Origin of the sequence: Flavihumibacter stibioxidans, from assembly GCF_014332695.1 — a bacterium.
GTDB lineage: Bacteria > Bacteroidota > Bacteroidia > Chitinophagales > Chitinophagaceae > Flavihumibacter > Flavihumibacter stibioxidans.
On sequence record NZ_MBUA01000012.1, the window covers coordinates 142,723 to 162,593 of the forward strand.

The 19,871-nt window shown below is 48.3% G+C and carries 20 protein-coding genes and 1 tRNA gene; 14 read left to right on the forward strand and 7 right to left on the reverse strand.

Going from position 1 to position 19,871, the window contains the following annotated elements; genetic code table 11:
- Positions 1-27 precede the first annotated feature (27 nt).
- From BC349_RS07735 to BC349_RS07765, 7 genes are all read left to right on the forward strand, one after another.
- A tRNA-Leu gene (locus tag BC349_RS07735) sits at positions 28-109 on the forward strand.
- A 130-nt stretch (positions 110-239) separates the two neighbouring features.
- Entirely contained in the window at positions 240-1,067 is an 828-nt protein-coding gene (locus tag BC349_RS07740; protein WP_187256184.1) for a universal stress protein, read from the forward strand.
- Positions 1,068-1,286: 219 nt separating this feature from the next.
- On the forward strand, positions 1,287-2,672 hold the full coding sequence (gene tig, locus BC349_RS07745) for a trigger factor (RefSeq protein WP_187256185.1): 1,386 nt from the start codon (positions 1,287-1,289) through the stop codon (positions 2,670-2,672).
- Positions 2,673-2,861: 189 nt separating this feature from the next.
- Positions 2,862-3,548 (forward strand): ClpP family protease, encoded by a 687-nt coding sequence (locus BC349_RS07750; protein ID WP_187256186.1) that lies wholly within the window; start codon positions 2,862-2,864, stop codon positions 3,546-3,548.
- 28 nt (positions 3,549-3,576) lie between these two features.
- Positions 3,577-4,203, forward strand: coding sequence for a ClpP family protease (locus BC349_RS07755; RefSeq protein WP_222840118.1), 627 nt, complete (start codon positions 3,577-3,579; stop codon positions 4,201-4,203).
- Between the two features lie 130 nt (positions 4,204-4,333).
- A complete protein-coding gene (gene clpX, locus BC349_RS07760; RefSeq protein WP_187256187.1) occupies positions 4,334-5,566 on the forward strand; it encodes an ATP-dependent Clp protease ATP-binding subunit ClpX in 1,233 nt (410 codons plus the stop codon).
- A gap of 19 nt (positions 5,567-5,585) precedes the next feature.
- Positions 5,586-5,765 (forward strand): hypothetical protein, encoded by a 180-nt coding sequence (locus tag BC349_RS07765; RefSeq protein WP_187256188.1) that lies wholly within the window; start codon positions 5,586-5,588, stop codon positions 5,763-5,765.
- 69 nt (positions 5,766-5,834) lie between these two features.
- Here the strand turns inward: BC349_RS07765 and BC349_RS07770 are convergent, their stop codons facing one another.
- Positions 5,835-6,926, reverse strand: coding sequence for an alpha/beta fold hydrolase (locus BC349_RS07770; RefSeq protein WP_187256189.1), 1,092 nt, complete (start codon positions 6,924-6,926; stop codon positions 5,835-5,837).
- A gap of 87 nt (positions 6,927-7,013) precedes the next feature.
- Positions 7,014-8,306: a helix-turn-helix domain-containing protein gene (locus tag BC349_RS07775; protein ID WP_187256190.1), complete on the reverse strand. Its 1,293-nt coding sequence runs from the start codon at positions 8,304-8,306 to the stop codon at positions 7,014-7,016.
- 172 nt (positions 8,307-8,478) lie between these two features.
- Here BC349_RS07775 and BC349_RS07780 point away from each other — a divergent pair, with 172 nt between their 5' ends.
- Positions 8,479-8,955: a hypothetical protein gene (locus BC349_RS07780; protein ID WP_187256191.1), complete on the forward strand. Its 477-nt coding sequence runs from the start codon at positions 8,479-8,481 to the stop codon at positions 8,953-8,955.
- The gene (locus tag BC349_RS07785) at positions 8,945-9,145 is read left to right on the forward strand and encodes a helix-turn-helix transcriptional regulator (RefSeq protein ID WP_187256192.1); all 201 of its coding nucleotides are present in this window, start codon (positions 8,945-8,947) and stop codon (positions 9,143-9,145) included. The genes BC349_RS07780 and BC349_RS07785 overlap by 11 nt, the downstream gene beginning before the upstream one ends.
- Before the next feature lie 162 nt (positions 9,146-9,307).
- On the opposite strand, the gene BC349_RS07790 is transcribed toward BC349_RS07785, so the two are convergent.
- From BC349_RS07790 to porX, 5 genes are all read right to left on the reverse strand, one after another.
- Entirely contained in the window at positions 9,308-10,450 is a 1,143-nt protein-coding gene (locus BC349_RS07790; RefSeq protein WP_187256193.1) for an acyl-CoA dehydrogenase family protein, read from the reverse strand.
- Positions 10,451-10,531: 81 nt separating this feature from the next.
- Positions 10,532-11,578, reverse strand: a complete 1,047-nt coding sequence (locus BC349_RS07795; protein WP_187256194.1) for a ComEA family DNA-binding protein — start codon at positions 11,576-11,578, stop codon at positions 10,532-10,534.
- Positions 11,579-11,663: 85 nt separating this feature from the next.
- A complete protein-coding gene (locus BC349_RS07800; protein WP_187256195.1) occupies positions 11,664-12,419 on the reverse strand; it encodes an MBL fold metallo-hydrolase in 756 nt (251 codons plus the stop codon).
- A gap of 74 nt (positions 12,420-12,493) precedes the next feature.
- Positions 12,494-12,841 carry a hypothetical protein gene (locus tag BC349_RS07805; protein ID WP_246456853.1) on the reverse strand — a complete coding sequence of 116 codons (348 nt, stop codon included), beginning with the start codon at positions 12,839-12,841 and terminating at the stop codon, positions 12,494-12,496.
- Between the two features lie 138 nt (positions 12,842-12,979).
- Positions 12,980-14,536, reverse strand: coding sequence for a T9SS response regulator signal transducer PorX (gene porX / locus BC349_RS07810; RefSeq protein ID WP_187256196.1), 1,557 nt, complete (start codon positions 14,534-14,536; stop codon positions 12,980-12,982).
- Between the two features lie 69 nt (positions 14,537-14,605).
- Here porX and BC349_RS07815 point away from each other — a divergent pair, with 69 nt between their 5' ends.
- The 5 genes from BC349_RS07815 to BC349_RS07835 all read left to right on the forward strand — a co-directional run bounded on the left by BC349_RS07815 (position 14,606) and on the right by BC349_RS07835 (position 19,871).
- Positions 14,606-15,874 (forward strand): HD domain-containing protein, encoded by a 1,269-nt coding sequence (locus tag BC349_RS07815; protein WP_246456854.1) that lies wholly within the window; start codon positions 14,606-14,608, stop codon positions 15,872-15,874.
- 13 nt (positions 15,875-15,887) lie between these two features.
- A complete protein-coding gene (gene lpxD, locus BC349_RS07820) occupies positions 15,888-16,940 on the forward strand; it encodes a UDP-3-O-(3-hydroxymyristoyl)glucosamine N-acyltransferase (RefSeq protein WP_187256197.1) in 1,053 nt (350 codons plus the stop codon).
- A gap of 47 nt (positions 16,941-16,987) precedes the next feature.
- Complete coding sequence (locus tag BC349_RS07825) at positions 16,988-18,394, forward strand: bifunctional UDP-3-O-[3-hydroxymyristoyl] N-acetylglucosamine deacetylase/3-hydroxyacyl-ACP dehydratase (protein WP_187256198.1); 1,407 nt, start codon at positions 16,988-16,990, stop codon at positions 18,392-18,394.
- A 72-nt stretch (positions 18,395-18,466) separates the two neighbouring features.
- Positions 18,467-19,273, forward strand: coding sequence for an acyl-ACP--UDP-N-acetylglucosamine O-acyltransferase (gene lpxA, locus BC349_RS07830; protein ID WP_187256199.1), 807 nt, complete (start codon positions 18,467-18,469; stop codon positions 19,271-19,273).
- The gene (locus BC349_RS07835; protein ID WP_187256200.1) at positions 19,254-19,871 is read left to right on the forward strand and encodes an ABC transporter ATP-binding protein; all 618 of its coding nucleotides are present in this window, start codon (positions 19,254-19,256) and stop codon (positions 19,869-19,871) included. The genes lpxA and BC349_RS07835 overlap by 20 nt, the downstream gene beginning before the upstream one ends.

Genomic DNA, 19,871 nt, shown 5'->3' on the forward strand with positions numbered 1-19,871 from the left:
TGCCCCTTAAGGGTGTTTTACATTTTTGCGGGCGTGGCGAAACTGGCAGACGCACCAGACTTAGGATCTGGCGCCGCGAGGCATGTAGGTTCGACTCCTATCGCCCGCACACAAACGAAAACGGAAGACCTGCTCTTCCGTTTTTCATTTCCTCCTCCCATCTCAGCCCCTGCCATGACAATAATCAGTTGTTCAATTAACGTGATACCTTATTTTTATATCAATAAAAATCTCATTATATGAAATCTTTCCTGGTAGCCACCGACTTTTCTGTTTCTTCCAAAGCGGCGGCCCTTTATGCAGCCAACCTGGCTAAAGCCATTGGCGCTGAATTGACCCTGCTTCATGCCTACCTGTTACCAACCCCGGTAAGTGAAGTACCATATGTAATGGTGTCGGTGGAAGAACTCCAGAAGGATAATGAGAAAATGACCCGCGAACTGGCAGACAGCCTTCATGAACAAACGGGGGTCTCCATCAAAACAATGGTAAATATCGGCTTGCCGGCAGATGAGGTCACCTTCCAGGCCAAAGAAATAGGGGCCGACATAATTGTGGTGGGAATGAGGGGGGAAAGTGGCGCCATTGACAAGCTGATCGGCAGTACCACCGCGGCTATCATCAGAAAATCACATATTCCCGTACTGGTCATCCCGGAGAAAACCGTTTTCGCACCGGTCATGAAACTGACCTATGCTACAGATTTCAGTTATACCATGAGTGCCCGTTGCCTTGCCACCCTCCAGGCATTGATGCATGATTCTCCGGAAGCGACCATTAATGTGGTGAATATCCAGCGGCCCGGGGAAATACTGAGCGTAGAACAGATTGCCGGTAAGGTGAGGCTGGAACCCATGATGGAAGAAATGAAGCATGAATATTTTACCGTGGAAGACACTACCGTGGAAAGCGGCATTGAACAGTTTCTCCGGAAAAATCCCAGCCAGGTACTGGTGATGGTTGCCCATAAGCACAGCTGGTGGGAGCGCCTGTTCAGCGGTAGTCATACCCGCGAGATGGCCTACCGCTCCGATATTCCGCTGCTGGTATTGCAGGACAAGGACTAATATTTGGTCAGGGGAACTAATTGGAAATCAAAAATATATGCCGGCGCTGGACGCCGGCTTTTTCATGCCGTTTCGGGCCCGGTCCTCGCTCAGGGCCCGCCCTTCCTACAAACTTCAAACCTCCAACCGCAAACTTCAAACTATTTCATACCTTTGCCCCCCATTTTGAGGCTGCGGGGGTTCCGTATGCCTTATTGAATCAAATCAAAATAGCATTGTATGGCAACCGTTACGAGGGAAAATATCGGTCTTTTGAACGACAAGATCACCGTTAAAGTGGCAAAAGAAGATTACCTGCCATCCTTCGAGAAAGCTTTGAAAAATTATAGCAAGCAGGCTAATATCCCAGGATTCCGCAAAGGAATGGTTCCCGCCGGGCTGATCCGTAAAATGCACGGCCAGTCTGTATTTACAGACGAGGTGCTGCGTTCGGTGGAAAAGCAGTTGAACGATTACATGGTCAACGAAAAACTGGAAATTTTTGCACAGCCCCTGCCACTTTCTGAAAACGACAGCCGTCAGCTTGATTTCAATAATCCTGACGAATACGCATTTGCCTTTGAAGTAGGCCTGAAGCCTGATTTCAAGGTTGCAGACCTGGCCAGCGCCAAACTGCCTTTCCATAAGATCATTGTTACTGATGAGATGGTGAACGAAGAAGTGGAGCGCCTGCAGTTGCGCAATGGCAATATGACCGAGCCGGAAACGGTAACCGGTGATGAGAATGTCCTGAATGTCACCTTCACAGAAGTAGATGCCGATGGCAATGAAGTGGAAGGCGGTGTTCGTAAGGACAATTCCCTGCTGGTTAAATATTTCGCGGAAAGCTTCCGCCCGGGCCTGATCGGAAAGAAAAATGGCGACACCATTACCATTCAGCTCAGCCAGGCATTTGATGCGAAGGAAAGGGAATGGATCATGAGCGACCTGGGGCTTGCGAAAGATGATGCCACTGCCGCTGACAAGCATTTCAGTATGGCCATCACCAAAGTTGGACTGGTAGAAAAATCGCCCCTGGATGAGAACTTTTTCAAGGCTGTGTTCCCAGGTAAGGAAATAGCCGATGAAAATGCATTCCGCGCTGCCATTGCGGAGGACATCCAGGCGCAGCTCGACAGCCAGAGCCGCAACCAGCTCCATGATGCCATCTATCATTTCCTGCTCGACAGTACCAATATCAGTTTCCCGGAAAGTTTCCTGAAGCGCTGGATGCAGAATGGTGGCGACAAACCAAAAACTGCCGAAGAAGCAGAAAAAGAATTCCCTTCATTCGCCAATTCCCTGAAATGGACACTGATTGTGGATCAATTGGTGAAAGACCACAATGTGGAAGTTAAACCTGAAGATATCCGCGAATTCGCCAAGGCACAACTGTTCAGTTATATGGGCAACATGAATATGGGACAGCTTGATGCAGAACAGCCATGGGTGAACGATTATGTGGAGCGTATGATGAAAGACAGGAAATTTGTGGAAGACAGTTTCCATCGCATCCAGACCGACAAGATTTTCGGATTGGGAGAAAGCCTGGTGAAGAAAGATGAAAAAGCCATCAGCCTGGAAGACTTTCAGAAACTGCAGGCAGCACACCAGCACCACCATTAAGAAGCACCCTGTATTTAGCAGAAAGTATTCAAGACCGGCCGGCAAAAATTGCCGGCCTTTCTTTTCACCATTCACCATTGACCACTGACCGATTTCCTGCCATACTGTCGCTTTTTGCAATGATTTTCAATTGGAAAGATATTTGCACCACAGTTCTATCTTATTTTTATCAAAATAACCCGGAATACTATGAGTTCAGAATTTGAAAAATACGCAGTCAAGCACCGGGGCATCTCGAGCCTGACCCTGCACGATTACCAGAAACACCAGGTAACCAATCTGACTCCCAATATCATTGAGGAGCGCCCCATGAATATTGCAGTGATGGATGTGTACAGCCGGTTGATGATGGACCGAATCATCTTCCTGGGCTATCCCATCAATGACGAAGTAGCCAATATTGTTACCGCCCAGTTACTCTTCCTGGAAAGCACTGACCGTACCCGTGATATCCAGATGTACATTAACTGCCCTGGGGGCAGTGTTTATGCTGGCCTTGGCATGTATGACACCATTCAATACATCACACCCGATGTGGCCACCATCTGCACCGGAATGGCCGCATCCATGGGTGCGGTACTGATGTGCGCAGGCACAAAGGGAAAACGCACAGCCCTCAAACACAGTCGCATCATGATGCACCAGCCAAGCGGCGCCATAGGCGGACAGGCTTCAGACATCGAGATCACCGTGAATGAGATCAAAAAGCTCAAAAAAGAGCTCTACGAAATCATCGCCCACCATACCGGCAAACCCCTGAAGCAGGTAGAAAAGGATTGCGACCGCGATTACTGGCTCACTTCACAGGAAGCCAGGGAATATGGACTGGTAGACGAAGTCCTGCTGGTTAATCCCCGCAAGGAACACCGCGATTAGTAAACACTACAAATCACAAACTAATTCTATGTACAGCTATAGTTACACCCGTCCTTTCAAAATGGATGACGAGGAAGAAAAACAAAGGGAAGACAAGCGTGATGAGCTGATGATGCTCAATAAGCGCCTTGAAAAATATTTCTTCGACCAGCGAGCCGTGTACCTCTGGGGCCCGGTTGACGATAAGTCAGCCAAAGAAGTAGTAACCAAAATGTTGCTGCTCGACTCCGACAACCACGATGAAATAAAATTCTATATCAATAGTCCGGGCGGAGTGGTTACCAGCGGAATGGTCATCTATGATACCATGAAACTGCTTAAAAGCCCGATCAGCACCATCTGTATGGGACTGGCCGCTTCCATGGGTTCAATCCTGCTCAGTGGCGGTGAAAAAGGCAGGAGATTCATCTATCCCCATGGTGAAGTAATGATCCACCAGCCAAGCCTGGGCGGCTACATGCAGGGCGTTAGTGCTGACCTCGAAATCCAGGCCAAACAAACCAGGCGTGTAAAAGAACTGGGGGCAAAGATCCTGGCAGACAATTGTGGTAAAACAGTAGCCCAGGTCATGAAGGATTTCGACCGCGATTACTGGATGGATGCCAAAGAGGCCATTGAATACGGCATCGTGGATGGTACAATTGACAAGATTTAACGGTACTTAAGCCATTTTACCGTCAAATCACTGTAATAAATTACGGTAAAAAACCGTTCCGTCCTTGCGGAGCGGTTTTTTATCTTTATCAATCTAATGGATTAGATACCTTTGCAATCAAGCAACTAGTATGGCAAAAAACACTTTACACTGTTCATTTTGCGGCCGAAGCAGGGATGAGGTCAAAATTCTGATCGCCGGCCAGGATGGACATATCTGCGAGAACTGTGTGGAGCACGCTCGTGAAATCATAGAACAGGAATTATTGACCCGGAATGAAACACCGGGATCCGGATTTAAACTGACTGTCAAGAAACCAATTGAAATCAAGCGCTTTCTGGATGAATATGTTATCGGACAGGATGATGCCAAGAAAGTTTTGGCTGTAGCTGTCTACAATCATTACAAGCGACTGCAGCAAAAAGTTACCGAAGGGGATATCGATATCGAAAAAAGCAATATCGTAATGGTGGGTGAAACCGGAACCGGTAAAACCCTGCTGGCAAAAACCATCGCCAAACTCCTGAACGTTCCCTTTGCCATTGTGGATGCTACAGTTTTTACCGAAGCAGGTTATGTGGGCGAAGATGTGGAAAGCATCCTTACCCGTCTGCTGCAGGTTTGCAACTATGACGTAACCGCTGCAGAACGAGGCATTGTTTACATCGACGAAATTGACAAGATCGCCCGGAAAGGAGATAACCCTTCGATTACCCGTGATGTAAGTGGAGAAGGTGTGCAGCAGGGATTGCTGAAACTGCTGGAAGGAACCGATGTACTGGTTCCACCCCAGGGAGGACGCAAACATCCCGAACAGAAACTCATCAAGATCAACACACAAAATATCCTTTTCATTTGTGGTGGTGCTTTTGATGGGGTGGACAAACTGATCGCCCGCAGGGTCAACACCAACGCCATTGGTTTCAATGTGAATAAAGAACAACAGGAAGCTGCAAAGAAAAATCTGCTGCAGTATGTGAACGCCCAGGACCTGAAGCATTTCGGCCTCATTCCTGAACTGCTGGGACGTCTGCCGGTAGTTACCTACCTGAATCCTCTGGATGCTGAAACCCTGCGCTCTATTCTTACCGAACCCAAAAATGCATTGATCAAACAATACAAGAAATTGTTTGAGATAGAAGGTATTGAACTGACCATCGACAATGATGTGCTCGATTTCATGGTTTCCAAGGCTATGGAATTTAAACTGGGGGCACGCGGACTGCGTTCCATTTGTGAAAGCATTCTCACCGATGCCATGTTTGAACTGCCATCCAGCAAGGAAACCAAATTCCATCTGACCCTCGAATATGCTGAAAAGAAATTCGACAAGAGCAAGATGAGTTTGCTGAAAGTAGCTTAATCAAACAACATACCTGTTCATGAAGGAACTTATCGACAAATTGATGGCCGAAGGATTAACCGAAGCCCAGGCATATAAAGCGGTTGAGATCGTCAAGAATTTTGCCAGGGAAAAGTTCCCCATTTTCGGTGGCGCCATCGACCGGCTGTTTGACAAATACGGTCCGAAGGATAAGCCGGAGGACGATTTCCTGGATTGATTCTTTTCAAATTATTCAATAAAAGCCCCCGTTGAGGGGCTTTTGTTTTTTCAGCCGGATTGATTGCAATTATTTATTCTGCGGCCCCGCATGTAAAAACAGTTTTCTCACCAAAGCATTAAACCTGTCCGGTTCTTCAAAAGGAACGCTATGGCCGGATTTTTCAAAAAGATAAAATCCTTTAACGGGAGCTTTCAATTGTTCACAATACTGTTTAACCAGGGGCCATGGCGTATTATAATCATGTAAACCTGATATGAAATAGACCGGCAATTCAACCGTTGGAATGTCCTGCCTGAAATCAAAATCACTGAAATCAGGATCCCTAACCATTTTTCCCGCAGTTGCAGCAGATGCCCTGCCCCAGTTTACCAGGTCCGCAAGGCTATATTCATCACTTAGCAGCATCTGGAAAAGCCAGTCGGTATAAGAGGTTTTTTCATATCGCTCACCACCGAATTCCAACAACCAGTCTTTTTGTTTTACTGTACCCCAGAAACCGGTTTTATACATGGATAAATAGTTGCCGTTTTGCGGTTCACCCATCTCGACCATGTCTTTAATAGCTTCAGTATTCCGGTTGGCCTTTGCCTGCTCTAAAGTGTATTCGTAAGATTGAAGTTCTCCCTCATATGGAGCCACTTCCTGACCAGTCCCAATGAAGGCATTGATCCTCCCTGGAAAATCTCTGACCAGGTACATCCCCAGCCTGCTACCCCATGAATGCCCGATGATGAATATTTTTTCTTTTTTAAACCGGTTTCGCAGGTAATCAATCAACACGCTGGCATCATCCACCAGTTGCTTTACATGCAAAGTTGACGTATCTATTTTACTACTGTACGATTTCCCGGCACCACGCTGGTCCCAATAAACCACTGTAAAATCTTTTTCCAAAGCCGAATTGTAATGGCGTGATAGGGCTGTTGTGGATGCACCTGGTCCCCCATGCAATAATAACAAAACGGGGTTATTGACAGTATCCGTACCCCGGACAAGGATAAACTGTTTCCACCCGTTGATATCCAGGTACTTCATTTCAGCAATGGACCGGGTTGTTTTTTTCCCATCAGAATAGGATATGGGAGGGGTAGAGGAACAGCCGTCGTAGAACAAAACTACTACCAGGCAAATGATTGCTGCAAAGAAAAACTTCTTCATCTTTTTTTCTGCAAGGATAGCTTTTCGGATTGCAGCAAAGGTTGCAACGGGTAGGCTGAGACAAAGAAAGCCGGAAATTGATCCGGTTTATCCCATTTCAAGGCCCGAACTATATTCCGTGGGGGTTTGTCCGGTCATTTTTTTAAATGCCCTGTTAAAGGATGCTTTTGAATTAAAGCCAGCCTCCATGGCTATCCCGATCATTGTTTTATTATTCATTTCACCGTTGGCAATGGACTTTTTAAAAGCTTCAACCCTGTAGCTGTTGATAAAATCAAAAAAGTTTACGCCAAATTGTTCATTTATCACCTGTGACAAATCGTTCGCAGACAGGTTGACAGCCCCGGCCAGTTGCAACAAGGTTAGTTCCGGTTCAAGATACGGCTGTTCATGTTCCATATAAACCTTCAGAGAACTGGCCAGATGTTCCAGCTTTACTTTATCAAGGCCGGACTTCTTATATTTCACTGTGCGGTCACTCCCATTTGGAGTTACCCGTTCTTGTTCTGGAATCTCTGACTGTTTTGCGGCTGCCTCCCCACTATTTTTTACCGGATTTTTTTGTCCCGGTTTTTCCGGTTCGGGAAGCACTTGGCCTTCAGGAGTGGAACACTTTTGCATTTCAGGAATCTGGCTCGCAGGTATTTCCGGTCCCTGGCACTGTGAATCTTCAACTATGTATTTTTCAGCCTGAACAGGGAAATTTTGAAAGACCGCCCCCTGCCTGAACCCATAATAGCCGATAAAAATTACCAGCAGGCTGACAGCCAGGTTTACTACCAGGTCCTCATTTTTTTTCATGATCGGCTGATTACTCAAATGAACCACCAGCTGACTGACTACAGCCAATACCCAAACCATCAGAACCCCATAAAGCAACAGCTGCAGCCATTGTAATTCTTTCTTACCTGTATTGGAGAAATAATCCCTGATCGTTTTTTTGAACCAGTTAATATGTACGATAGTGATGACAGTATAAAGGATAATACTGGTGAGCTTGGCCACCAACAATATATTTCGCTCAGTTTCGGTGAAGGAAGCCAGTCTCTGCTCTAACAATGCGGGTAAAATTAGCAGGAGGTTAATACTAAACGGAAGCAGGTGAAGAAGGTATTCAATTTTGAAAATCCATTTTTTCGAACTGAGCGCTAAAAAGTATAACCAGATTATTGGTCCATGCAGAAATACAACTGCGCTGCTAAATTCAATAAAAAAATGATAGGGATTTGCTGTTTGCAGGTTAAAGCCCTGTGTATTGACCAGGATCAGGATCAGCCATAGAATTAATATTTTATCATGGACCTGCTTCCCTTTTTTCCCCAGGATGACCAGTAAAATAAATAGGACCAATACTTCACTGGCAACATGAATTAATTCCATATTTATTAATAAGGTGAGGGCGAAAATACAGAAGTTAATTGAGTGTCTATAAATGTCCGGGGCCCTGAAATTATACCAACCGAGACCTCGAAATGTAAATTTTATGTTACAATATGTAAAGTCTATTTTACATATTGTCATTTTATTCTTACATTCGTTAAAACATTTTTTTATGGCGAACCAACTCTTACTTCCGGCACGTTTTAAGAAAATCGGCTGGCTGATATTTATACCGGCTACCATTGCAGGCATTGCTTTGGCCTTTCAGGAATTTGATGCCAACTGGGTCAGTGGAAGGGTATTTGCAATCATCGATGACTCAATTTTTGAAAAAGACCGAAGTTTTCAGTTCATCCGAACCAATATTACCAATACCCTGGTAGGAACTTTGTTTCTGGTTGGCGGGCTCCTGGTCTCCTTTTCAAAGGAAAAAGAGGAAGACGAGTTTATTTCCGGACTCAGGCTTTCTTCTCTTCAGTGGGCTGTACTCCTGAGTTATGGGCTGCTTCTGCTGGGATTTCTGTTTATTTACGGGCTGGCTTTTATGAATGTTATGATCTACAACATGTTCACTGTGCTGGTGATCTTCATTGCACGGTTCAATTATCTCCTGTACAAATCAAAACCAACCGTTTCCGATGAAAAATAATATTAGGGTGGAAAGAGCCATAAAGCAACTTACGCAGGAAGACCTTGCCAGGATGGTTTCCGTCAGCCGGCAGACCATTAATGCGATGGAAGCCAACAAATATGTCCCCTCCACAGTACTGGCCCTGAAAATAGCCCGGGTTTTCAGCAAACCTGTAGAAGAAATATTCTGGCTGGAAGAAACCGACTAGTTGCACCTGCAGGTGTCTGACATATGATGTCAGACACCACATGTCAGACACCTGTAAACAAAAAAAGCCGTTTCAGGAATGAAACAGCCTTATTATAGCAAGCAAACGAAAGAGACTTTTTAATACCCGTCTGACGCGCGTCTGACGTACGTCAGACGTGCGTCAGACGCTTAGAACCTCACGGGCGATGACGATCTTCTGGATTTCGGATGTTCCCTCGCCGATGGTACAGAGTTTACTGTCGCGGTAAAATTTCTCCACCGGAAAATCCTTGGTATATCCATAGCCACCAAAAACCTGCACTGCATCGGTGGCAACTTTTACCGCCACTTCACTGGCATAATATTTAGCCATCGCGGCTTCCTTAGTCATTTTCAGGCCCCGGTTTTTCAGGTCCGCCGCCTGGTTGGTCAACAGTTCAGCAGCCAAAATCTCCGTTGCCATATCCGCCAGCTTAAAGGATATTCCCTGGAAATTGGAGATCGGCTGGTCAAACTGGTACCGTTCCTTTGAATATTGTATGGCTGCTTCACAGGCCCCCTTGGCAATTCCCACTGATAATGCTGCAATAGAAATCCTGCCCCCATCCAATATTTTCATGGATTGCCTGAACCCATCCCCCACTTCACCCAGGCGATTGGCATCCGGAATACGGCAATTGTCAAAAATCATTTCGGAGGTTTCACTGGCACGCATGCCCAGTTTATTCTCCTTTTTACCTCCACTGAAACCAGGCGTTCCGCGCTCGACAATAAATGCAGTGGCATTGTTCTTCGTCCGGGGTTCACCCGTACGGGCAATCACCACTGCAATATCGCCGCTTTTCCCATGTGTGATCCAGTTCTTGGTGCCGTTAAGCAGCCAATCGTTGCCATCCCTGATGGCAGTTGTTTTCATGTTGCCGGCATCACTGCCCGTATTTGCTTCCGTCAACCCCCATGCCCCCAACCACTCTGCTGTGGCGAGTTTGGGGAGGTATCGCAGTTTCTGTTCTTCCGATCCAAATGCCAGGATATGACCCGTACAAAGTGAATTATGCGCCGCAAGACTCAATCCTATCGAGCCACAAACCCTGGCAATTTCCTGGATGATGGCCACATATTCCAGGTAACCCAGTCCCGCCCCTCCATACTTCTCTGGAACCACCACTCCCATCAACCCCAATGCACCCATCTGCCTGAATACATCGAGCGGAAATTCCTGGCGCTCATCCCATTCCATCACATGAGGAAGAATGTGCTGCCTTGCGAAATCCCTTGCAGTCTGCGCAACCTGCAGGGTTAATTCTGGTGTTTCAAAATTCATAATTTGCTTTCCTAAATGCAATTCTTCAATCCAAATTGCATTGCAATATAAAGCGATTTTTCTTATACTAACAAGTGTTAGTTAGCGTATTTTACAATATGGGGCCATTTTCCGGAATTGCTCATCGCTGATAAGATGGATTTTAAGCAGGTCGGTCACCGCTCCAAATGGTCCGTGCGCCTGTCGGTACTGAATTATGGCGGTAGCCAACTGCCACCTGATATATGGATGAGCCGCCAGTTCTTCCTTTGTAGCCGTGTTAATATCAAGCTGGCGGATGCCACCATCACCCGGGTCAAGCATGGGCAGTATCTTTTGAAAAACCGAATCCGCCAAACCATATACTTCCGACACCTGGCTGGCACTGTAAAATCCACCCAGTTTCTCCCGGAATGCGATGATCCGTCCGGCCAGTCGCGGTCCGATCCCGGGCAGGGCAAGCCAGGCCATGCTGTCTGCCTGATTCATGACAATCCGAGAAATATTTACCTCCCGGGATTTACCGGCATGAATCACGCCAGGCAATTGCTCACGGCCAGGAACAACCGATTTGCTTTCATTACTACTATTGCCCCCCTTCGCAACCGGATTATCCGCAGCTATCCGCACCCAGGGTATCAGCTCATTCGCCAGAGCAGGCGGTAGACTGTAAATTTTTTGCAGGTCTTCGGGAATTCTGAACCGCCCTCCCTTCGAACGGTATTTAGAAATAGTAGCGGCCGTTTTGGCTGGTATGCCCAGGCCACGCATTTCCTCCTCACCGATGGTATTGGGATCAAAATAAAACCGTTTCACCTCAGTTCTGGCGGGATGTGCCCCCTCCGCATCAAAAACCTTCCCATCCGGCTGGTAGCCCCCGGAGGAGGAATAGCGATCAGACCGGATACTGCCGGAAGACCGGTCGTTTCCGAACCGGCGTGAGTAAACGCTGTCAGATTTTTCCCAGTCTGACAGCAACCTGCTTACCATACTATCCGGGACCTCGACGGGTGCAGGCTGATCAGGCAGGTAATCGGGCGCAATAAACAGGATCAATACAATTGCAATCAATACCAATACGCCCCATCGCTCACTTTTGGAGAAACTGAAATAATCGGCGACATCTGATTTCCATTTTCCACTCTTCATGCAGGTAAACTACACTCCATAAAAATGCCCGTCAACCGTTTTTTCACGGAATTTGAGTACCGGAACCAGCCAGTGACTGACCAATTCACCCGTCGGGTGCCACCCGTCGGGTGCCACCCGACGGGTGAATTGGGATAACCAATCCATCGTAGGCCAGATGCATTCCATCGGGAAGACCGGCATCGATCATTTCGTGCAGGCCCAGCTGGTGGCTGATATGTGTAAACCAGGCATTGGGCACCCCGAGTTCACCGACCAGTTCAACCGCTTCACTAATCGTAAAATGGGAAATATGCTTTTCATGCCGGAGGGCATTGAGGACCATGTGGGAGCTGCCGCGGATCTTTTCCTTTTCAGGCTCATCGATCCGGTTTGCATCGGTGATATAGGTAAAATCACCAAACCGGAATCCCAATACAGGCATTCGCAGATGCCAGACCAGAATCGGCGTAACAGGAATATCACCAATAATAAAGGGTTCCAGGTCAATCGGGTGTATCTGGATATCAGGCACACCCGGGTATTTGCTTTCCGCAAAAGCATAGGGAAACTCACGGATGATGGCCATCTGCGTCATCTCATTGGCATAAATATGCATGGGCTGCCGCGAAAAGAAATTATAGGCCCGCACATCATCCAGTCCGGCTATATGATCCTTGTGCGGATGGGTAAACACTATGGCATCAAGGTGCTTCACACCTGCGCGCAACATCTGATAACGGAAATCAGGGGTGGAATCAACCACAATGGTGGTGGTGGCCGACCTCACGAGAATGCTTGAACGAAGACGATTGTCGCGGTGATCAGCAGAAGTACATACTTCACATTCGCAGGCAATCATAGGCACTCCGCTGCTGGTTCCGGTTCCTAAAAATGTTATGGTGAGTGCTGGATGCAGATAAATTATTAACAGGGTTACTGGGGATCAGCAGGTATATCAGTTGATGAAGGAGCGTCTGTATTATGCCGGTTTGCATCCCGTGCATCTTCTTCTGCCGCCAACCTTACGCGCTCCAGGATTTCATTATAGGTCTTGCGCGCCTCGGGCGAAAGATCCTCCGGGTTGATCTGCAATTGGGGAACAATATCCACCAGGGTATTGATCCGTCCTTCCAGTGGCAGAAACTTATTCAACACAACCACTTTCTTCTGTTCCAGGATACAATAGCCACTCTGGAAAGTGCCCCGTTCATACCGCACAATATAGGATGCTTCATCCAGCACCTGTTCAATCTTATTAAGCGTTGCCTGCGTGTATTTCATGGTCAATGGGTCAATTGTAAAAAAACAATTGACGGTGCAAAAATACCAAATCGAATCCGGCCTCCCCGTCTCAGTTATCACCAATTTTCCACAACCGCCAGTCCGCGCTCCCTCCACTAGCTGCCTGATACCGGCTGCTCATTTACTTGACATCTTTATCACCGGCACGATCATCTCCTCCAAACTTATCCCTCCGTGCTGAAACGTATTACGATAATAGTTCACGTAATGATTGTAATTGTTCGGATAACACAGATACCCATCTTCCTTCGCAAAAATATAGGAGGAATTGACGGTTGGCACCGGCAGGCCTGCCTCACGCGGATCACGAACCGCCAGCACATCACGGGCCTCATAATTCAGGTTGCGGCCATGCTTGTACCGCAGGTTGGTAGTGGTTTGCTTGTCACCCACCACCTTGTGCGGCGTATTGACCCGCACCGATCCATGGTCTGTTGCCAAAACCAGATTGATCTTTTTATCAGCAATCTTTTTCAATGCCTGGAATAACGGGGAATGTTCAAACCAGCTCACCGTAATACTCCTGTAACTGATCTCATCGCTGGCCAGTTCCTTCAGCACTTCCATTTCCGTGCGCGCATGGCTCAGCATATCCACGAAATTGTAAACGATTATATTGAGATCATTCCCCAGCAGGTTGTGAATATTGCTCACCAGTTCGTTTCCCGCCTGGTGGTTCACCACTTTAATATAGGAGTACTTGATATCCTCCCGCTTCAGCCTTTTGAGCTGTCCCTTAAAAAACATTTCCTCTTCCAGGTTCTTTCCACCTTCTTCCTCATCGTTCTTCCACAACTGCGGAAACTGTTTCTCTATTTCCAGCGGCATCAGTCCAGCGAAGATCGCATTCCGCGCATACTGCGTGGCTGTTGGCAGGATACTGTAGAAACTATCTTCCTCCAGAATCCGGAAATATTCCGAAAATACAGGCTGTATGGCCTTCCATTGGTCGAATCGAAGATTGTCTATCAGGATAAAAAAGGTCGGCACACCCGGCTCAATATGCGGCAATACCTTAAACTTAAAAAGGGTATTGCTCATGATCGGGGCATCCGAAGATTTCGGGTTCACCCAGTCAAGGTAATTTCTGGAAACGAATTTGCAGAACTCATTGTTGGCCTCTTTTTTCTGGGACTGCAGCACTTCCTGCATTTCCGGACTATCACTTTTCTCCATCTCCAGTTCCCAGTAGATCAGTTTTTTGTAGATGTCCATCCACTCATTGTAGTCGGGATTACTGTTCAGCGCCATGAAGAGGTTACGGAATTGCTGCTGGTAAGCGAAGGTTGTTTTCTCAGCCACCAGTCGCTTATTGTCAAGGATTTTTTTCAGGCTCAGCAGCACCTGGTTGGGGTTCACCGGCTTGATCAGGTAATCGCTGATCTGGGATCCGATGGCATCATCCATCAGGTTTTCCGTTTCATTTTTGGTGATCAGCACCACCGGGATCTGCTGGTTGATCTCCTTGATCTTGGCCAGCGTCTCGAGGCCGGTGATACCTGGCATGGTCTCATCCAGCAGCACCACGTCCACCAGCTGTGACTTGATAAACTCGATGGCATCAAACCCATTGGTAAGGGTGTGAACCGAATAACCTTTTGTTTCCAGGAAAAGTTTCTGCGACTGCAGGCTTTCCATTTCGTCGTCGACCCAGAGTATTGTTGCTAATGGCATGGATTCAAATGTAATTTATCTGTAGCGGCTTCGTACTTTTGCCGGCTACTATTTGCCGAATTTAACAAAATGCAAAAACCGATGACTGCACCCGTTCCGAGGAAGATTGTGAATGATCCGGTTTATGGTTTCATCACCATTGACCACCCGCTGGTTTTCAGGGTGATCAGTCATCCTTACTACCAGCGCCTGCGGCGCATTCAGCAGATGGCTTTTGCGCAACTGGTCTATCCTGGTGCCGTGCATACCCGCCTCCATCACTCCCTCGGCGCCTACCATCTCATGTGTAATGCCCTGAATGAACTGAGGAGCAAGGGTGCGGAAATCACGGCGGAGGAGGATACAGCCGTTAAGATTGCCATCCTGCTGCATGATATCGGGCATGGACCCTATTCCCACGCCCTTGAACAAACGCTGATTGAAGGTGTTCACCACGAATCGATAAGCCTGCTGATCATGCAGAAACTTAACCAGCAGTTTGATGGCGCCCTTGACCTGGCCATCTGCATCTTTACCGGAAAATACCACAAGCCCTTCCTGCACCAGCTTATTTCGGGGCAACTGGATGTGGACAGGATGGATTACCTCACGCGGGACAGTTTTTTTACCGGTGTTTCCGAAGGGGTCATTGGCTACGATCGCATCCTGAAAATGCTGACCGTGCACGATGGAGAGCTGATGGTGGAAGAAAAAGCAATTTATTCCATTGAGAAGTTCCTGGTGGCCCGCCGCCTCATGTACTGGCAGGTTTACCTGCATAAAACCGTGCTTTGCGCGGAAAAAATGCTGGTGACTATCATCCGCCGCGCCAGGCACCTGATCCGGTCGGGAGAAATCGTAACAGCGCCTTCCAGGGTGCTGAATTATTTCCTGCAGCAACAGGAACCGGTGGACATCGCGCAGCATCTGGACAAGTTCTGCCAGCTCGATGACTACGATGTGATGGGAGCGATCAAAGACTGGACCGGTCATCCCGACAAGGTTTTGGCGGCCCTCTGCCGGATGCTGGTGGACAGGCAACTGCTAAAGGTAAAGTTGCAGGCGGAGCCGGTCAGCGAGGAAATCATTTCAGCGCAACGCAGGGCCCTCGCCGAACAGGCGGGTATCGGTGTGGAAGATGCCGCCTGCCTGGTTTTCAGCGGGGAAGCCAGTAATACCACCTACGACCCTTATGAGGAAAGAATCAATATCCTGTTCAAGGACGGTACGGTAAAAGACATCTCACAAGTGGACAATGCGCTCATCCAGCACAATTTGTCCCGCCCTGTCAAAAAATACTACTTTTGCTACCTGAATCCTGCAGCGGCACCCGCACTGTTGCAGGGAAGGACCTGTTAAACAATTATTTTATATGCAATTCACTGCCTCGCAGATAGCTCTTCTGGTCAATGGGAAAGTAGAAGGGGATCCGAATGCCGCCGTTGGTTCATTCGGAAAAATTGAAGAAGCTGCTGCCGGACAGCTTTCCTTTCTGGCCAATCCCAAATACGAAGATTTCCTGTACAGTACTTCGGCTTCCATCGTCATTGTGAACGAAAGCCTGGAACTGAAACAACCGGTATCGGCTGCACTGGTGAGGGTTCCCGATGCTTATACCGCCTTCGCAACCTTATTGTCCAAATACCAGGAATTAAAAACCCAGCAACTGGTTGGCCGGCAGGAGCCCAGCTATGTATCACCCAGTGCAACAATTGGCCAGGGGGTCTTTATCGGCGCATTTGCCTATATCGGTGAAAATGTAACCATTGCCGATAACGCCAAAATTTTCCCGAATGCCTATATCGGCAATAATGCCAGCGTGGGTGAGAACAGCATTATCCATCCCGGAGTTAAAATATACCACGATTGCAAAATCGGCAGGAAAGTAACCATTCATGCCGGTACGGTCATCGGCAGCGATGGTTTTGGGTTCGCGCCCCAGGCGGATGGCAGTTTTAAAAAAGTTCCCCAGATCGGTAATGTGGTAGTGGAAGACGGGGTAGAGATTGGCGCCAATGCCACGATCGACCGTGCCACCATCGGCTCTACCATTATCCGGTCAGGTGCCAAGCTCGACAACCTCATCCAGGTGGCCCATAATGTGGAAGTTGGCAACAACACAGTCATTGCCGCGCAGGCGGGCGTCAGTGGCAGCACCAAAATCGGCAGCAATGTTATGATTGGCGGACAGGCCGGCATCGTGGGACATATCACGATCGCAGATGGCAGCAAGATCAATGCCCAGAGCGGGGTCAGCAAATCCATCAAACAACCGAACACCGCAGTAACCGGATCACCGGCCTTTGATTATACCAGCGCCCTGCGCAGCCAGGCTGTGAGCCGCAACCTTCCCGAACTGGAAAGAAGGATCCTGGAACTGGAACATCAACTCAAACAATTAATGGCTGAAAGAACAACCATTTAACCGTTTGTGGCTCGCACTACAAACCACAAACCAATATATTTGCAAGCATGGACGCAACCTTCAATCCCGATAAACAACACACAGTAGGGGCAGAAATCAGTATTTCAGGAACCGGATTACATACCGGTGTTAAAGTTGACATGACGTTCCGGCCGGCCACTCCGGGATTCGGCATCCAGTTTCAGCGCATTGACCTGCCAGGTCGCCCGGTGATCAAGGCCGATTGTGACCTGGTGACCGATACTTCCCGTGGAACCACCATCGAAGACAACGGCGCGAAGGTCAGCACCGTAGAACATGTGCTCGCTGCACTGGTAGGCATGGGTGTTGACAACTGTCTTATCGAGATCAATGGCCCGGAAACCCCCATCATGGACGGCAGTTCCCAGCCATTTGTGGAATTGCTCCAGGAAGTGGGTGTACAGGAACAGCAGGCGGCAAAAGCCTGGTACAGCATTGACGAGAATATCTACCACTACGATGATGTAAAAAGGGTTGAAATGGTGGCCATGCCATCGGTGGATTACCAGATCACCACCCTGATCGACTTCAATTCACCTGTACTGGGAACCCAGCATGCCGGACTGAAGAACATGCGTGATTTCGTAAAGGAGATCTCCCCCTGCCGCACTTTCGTATTCCTCCATGAGCTGGAAATGCTGCTGGAACACAATCTCATCAAGGGAGGCGATATCAACAATGCCATTGTGGTGGTGGACAAACCCGTTACCTTGGACGAAATGCACCGCCTGGCCAAATCATTCGGCCGCGACAAAATCGAAGTAAAACACGAAGGATACCTGAACAACCTCGAACTGCGATTCCCCAATGAACCCGCCCGCCACAAACTGCTGGACGTGGTGGGTGACCTCGCACTCATTGGTTACCCGGTAAAGGCAAGGATCATCGCCAACAGGCCCGGACACAGTACCAACGTGGAGTTTGCCAAAAAGATCAAGCAATACATCAAGAAAAACCGTCACCTGAAAGATGTGCCGGTGTATGATTGCACCCAGCCGCCCATTTATACGGCACAGCAGATCGAACAGACCCTGCCGCACCGTTATCCCTTCCTGCTGGTGGACAAAATCATTGAACTGAGTGACAAGATCATTGTGGGCGTGAAAAACGTAACCTTTAACGAACCTTTCTTCACCGGCCACTTCCCGGGTAACCCGGTGATGCCGGGCGTACTCCTTTGTGAGGCGCTGGCGCAAACCGGCGGTATCCTGGCCATCAATTCCATGCCCAAAGGCACATATGACACCTATTTCCTGAAGATCGACAACTGCAAATTCAAGCAGAAGATCGTTCCGGGTGATACCATGCTGCTGAAAATGGAACTGACACAGCCAATCCGCCGCGGCATCTGTGAAATGAGGGGAACCGTATATGTCGGGAACAAGCTTTGCGCAGAAGCGGACATGGTGGCACAGGTTGTCAGGCGTGACTAACAAGCTCCCTGATTATTCCCTAATTACACCTATTTTTGCACGTCAGATTAAAAATCTGACGTTTTTTTTAATATGATTCATCCACATACCTATATACACCCGAATGCCCGCCTTGCCACCAATGTAAAGGTTGATCCATTTACCGTCATCCACCAGGATGTGGAAATTGGCGAAGGGACCTGGATCGGCAGCAATGTGACCATCATGGAAGGCGCACGAATCGGCAAGAACTGCCGCATCTTTCCGGGTGCGGTAATCGCCGCCGTTCCGCAGGACCTGAAATTCGAGGGTGAATATTCACTGGTTGAAATCGGAGACGGCACCACTATCCGCGAATTTGTAACCATCAACCGCGGAACCAAGGACCGGGGCCGCACGGCGGTGGGTAAAAACTGCCTGATCATGGCTTACAGCCACCTCGCACATGACTGTATCGTTGGCAATAATGTCATCATGAGTAATAATGTACAGATGGCAGGGCATGTTACGGTGGGCGACTGGGCCATTATTGGTGGCGTCAGTGCCGTACACCAGTTTGTTCAGATCGGGCAACACGCTTTCGTAAGCGGAGGCTCACTGGTCAGTAAGGATGTACCGCCCTATATCAAGGCAGCCCGCACACCCCTGTCCTACGCAGGGGTGAATTCAGTAGGCCTCAAGCGCAGGGGATTCAGCGTAGACCGTATCAATCATATCCTCGACATATACCGCATTCTTTACAACAAGGGAATGAATACTTCCCAGGCCCTCGAGTTTATAGAAGAGGAATTCAGCGCTACTGACGAGCGGGATGAGATCGTAACCTTCGTCAGGGAAAGCGGCAGGGGTATCATCAAGCGCTTCACCAAAGGCAGCACGGATGACGATATCTCTATCTGACACCGGCAAACGTTTCAACCGCGACTGGATCTTCCGCAAGCTGAGTTACCGGTTCGAAAGCGGTAATTCATATGCCATCACCGGCCCCAACGGCTCCGGCAAATCAACCTTACTCCAGGTCATTGGCGGTGCAGTAATGCATTCTGAAGGAACCATCTCCTATTCACACGGGGAAACAAGTATAGAAGCAGACGCCGTTTACCGTCATTTATCCATTGCGGCACCCTACCTGGAATTAATTGAAGAGATGACAGCTACAGAGTTGCTGATGTTTCACCAGGGATTCAAGGCCCTGCTGCCCGGGCATCCCATTAAAGCCATTTTATCGGAAGTGGGGCTGGATAAGGCTGCGCATAAGCAGATCCGTTATTTCTCTTCGGGGATGAAGCAAAGGCTGAAACTGGCACAGGCTATTTTTTCGGATACCTCCCTCCTGTTACTGGATGAGCCCTGCACCAACCTGGATGCTGCGGGAATAGCCATTTACCAGGAGTTGATATCCTCCTATGCCGACAACCGGCTCGTGATTGTCAGCAGCAATGATCCCCAGGAATATGGTTTTTGCAAAGAGATCCTGCGCATCCAGGATTACAAATAA

Coding starts and splice junctions, on each gene's coding strand:
- BC349_RS07740 (WP_187256184.1), top strand. CDS start 240: ATGAAATCTTTCCTGGTAGCCACCGACTTTTCTGTTTCTTCCAAAGCG.
- tig (WP_187256185.1), top strand. CDS start 1,287: ATGGCAACCGTTACGAGGGAAAATATCGGTCTTTTGAACGACAAGATC.
- BC349_RS07750 (WP_187256186.1), top strand. CDS start 2,862: ATGAGTTCAGAATTTGAAAAATACGCAGTCAAGCACCGGGGCATCTCG.
- BC349_RS07755 (WP_222840118.1), top strand. CDS start 3,577: ATGTACAGCTATAGTTACACCCGTCCTTTCAAAATGGATGACGAGGAA.
- clpX (WP_187256187.1), top strand. CDS start 4,334: ATGGCAAAAAACACTTTACACTGTTCATTTTGCGGCCGAAGCAGGGAT.
- BC349_RS07765 (WP_187256188.1), top strand. CDS start 5,586: ATGAAGGAACTTATCGACAAATTGATGGCCGAAGGATTAACCGAAGCC.
- BC349_RS07770 (WP_187256189.1), bottom strand. CDS start 6,926: ATGAAGAAGTTTTTCTTTGCAGCAATCATTTGCCTGGTAGTAGTTTTG.
- BC349_RS07775 (WP_187256190.1), bottom strand. CDS start 8,306: ATGGAATTAATTCATGTTGCCAGTGAAGTATTGGTCCTATTTATTTTA.
- BC349_RS07780 (WP_187256191.1), top strand. CDS start 8,479: ATGGCGAACCAACTCTTACTTCCGGCACGTTTTAAGAAAATCGGCTGG.
- BC349_RS07785 (WP_187256192.1), top strand. CDS start 8,945: ATGAAAAATAATATTAGGGTGGAAAGAGCCATAAAGCAACTTACGCAG.
- BC349_RS07790 (WP_187256193.1), bottom strand. CDS start 10,450: ATGAATTTTGAAACACCAGAATTAACCCTGCAGGTTGCGCAGACTGCA.
- BC349_RS07795 (WP_187256194.1), bottom strand. CDS start 11,578: ATGAAGAGTGGAAAATGGAAATCAGATGTCGCCGATTATTTCAGTTTC.
- BC349_RS07800 (WP_187256195.1), bottom strand. CDS start 12,419: ATGATTGCCTGCGAATGTGAAGTATGTACTTCTGCTGATCACCGCGAC.
- BC349_RS07805 (WP_246456853.1), bottom strand. CDS start 12,841: ATGAAATACACGCAGGCAACGCTTAATAAGATTGAACAGGTGCTGGAT.
- porX (WP_187256196.1), bottom strand. CDS start 14,536: ATGCCATTAGCAACAATACTCTGGGTCGACGACGAAATGGAAAGCCTG.
- BC349_RS07815 (WP_246456854.1), top strand. CDS start 14,606: ATGCAAAAACCGATGACTGCACCCGTTCCGAGGAAGATTGTGAATGAT.
- lpxD (WP_187256197.1), top strand. CDS start 15,888: ATGCAATTCACTGCCTCGCAGATAGCTCTTCTGGTCAATGGGAAAGTA.
- BC349_RS07825 (WP_187256198.1), top strand. CDS start 16,988: ATGGACGCAACCTTCAATCCCGATAAACAACACACAGTAGGGGCAGAA.
- lpxA (WP_187256199.1), top strand. CDS start 18,467: ATGATTCATCCACATACCTATATACACCCGAATGCCCGCCTTGCCACC.
- BC349_RS07835 (WP_187256200.1), top strand. CDS start 19,254: ATGACGATATCTCTATCTGACACCGGCAAACGTTTCAACCGCGACTGG.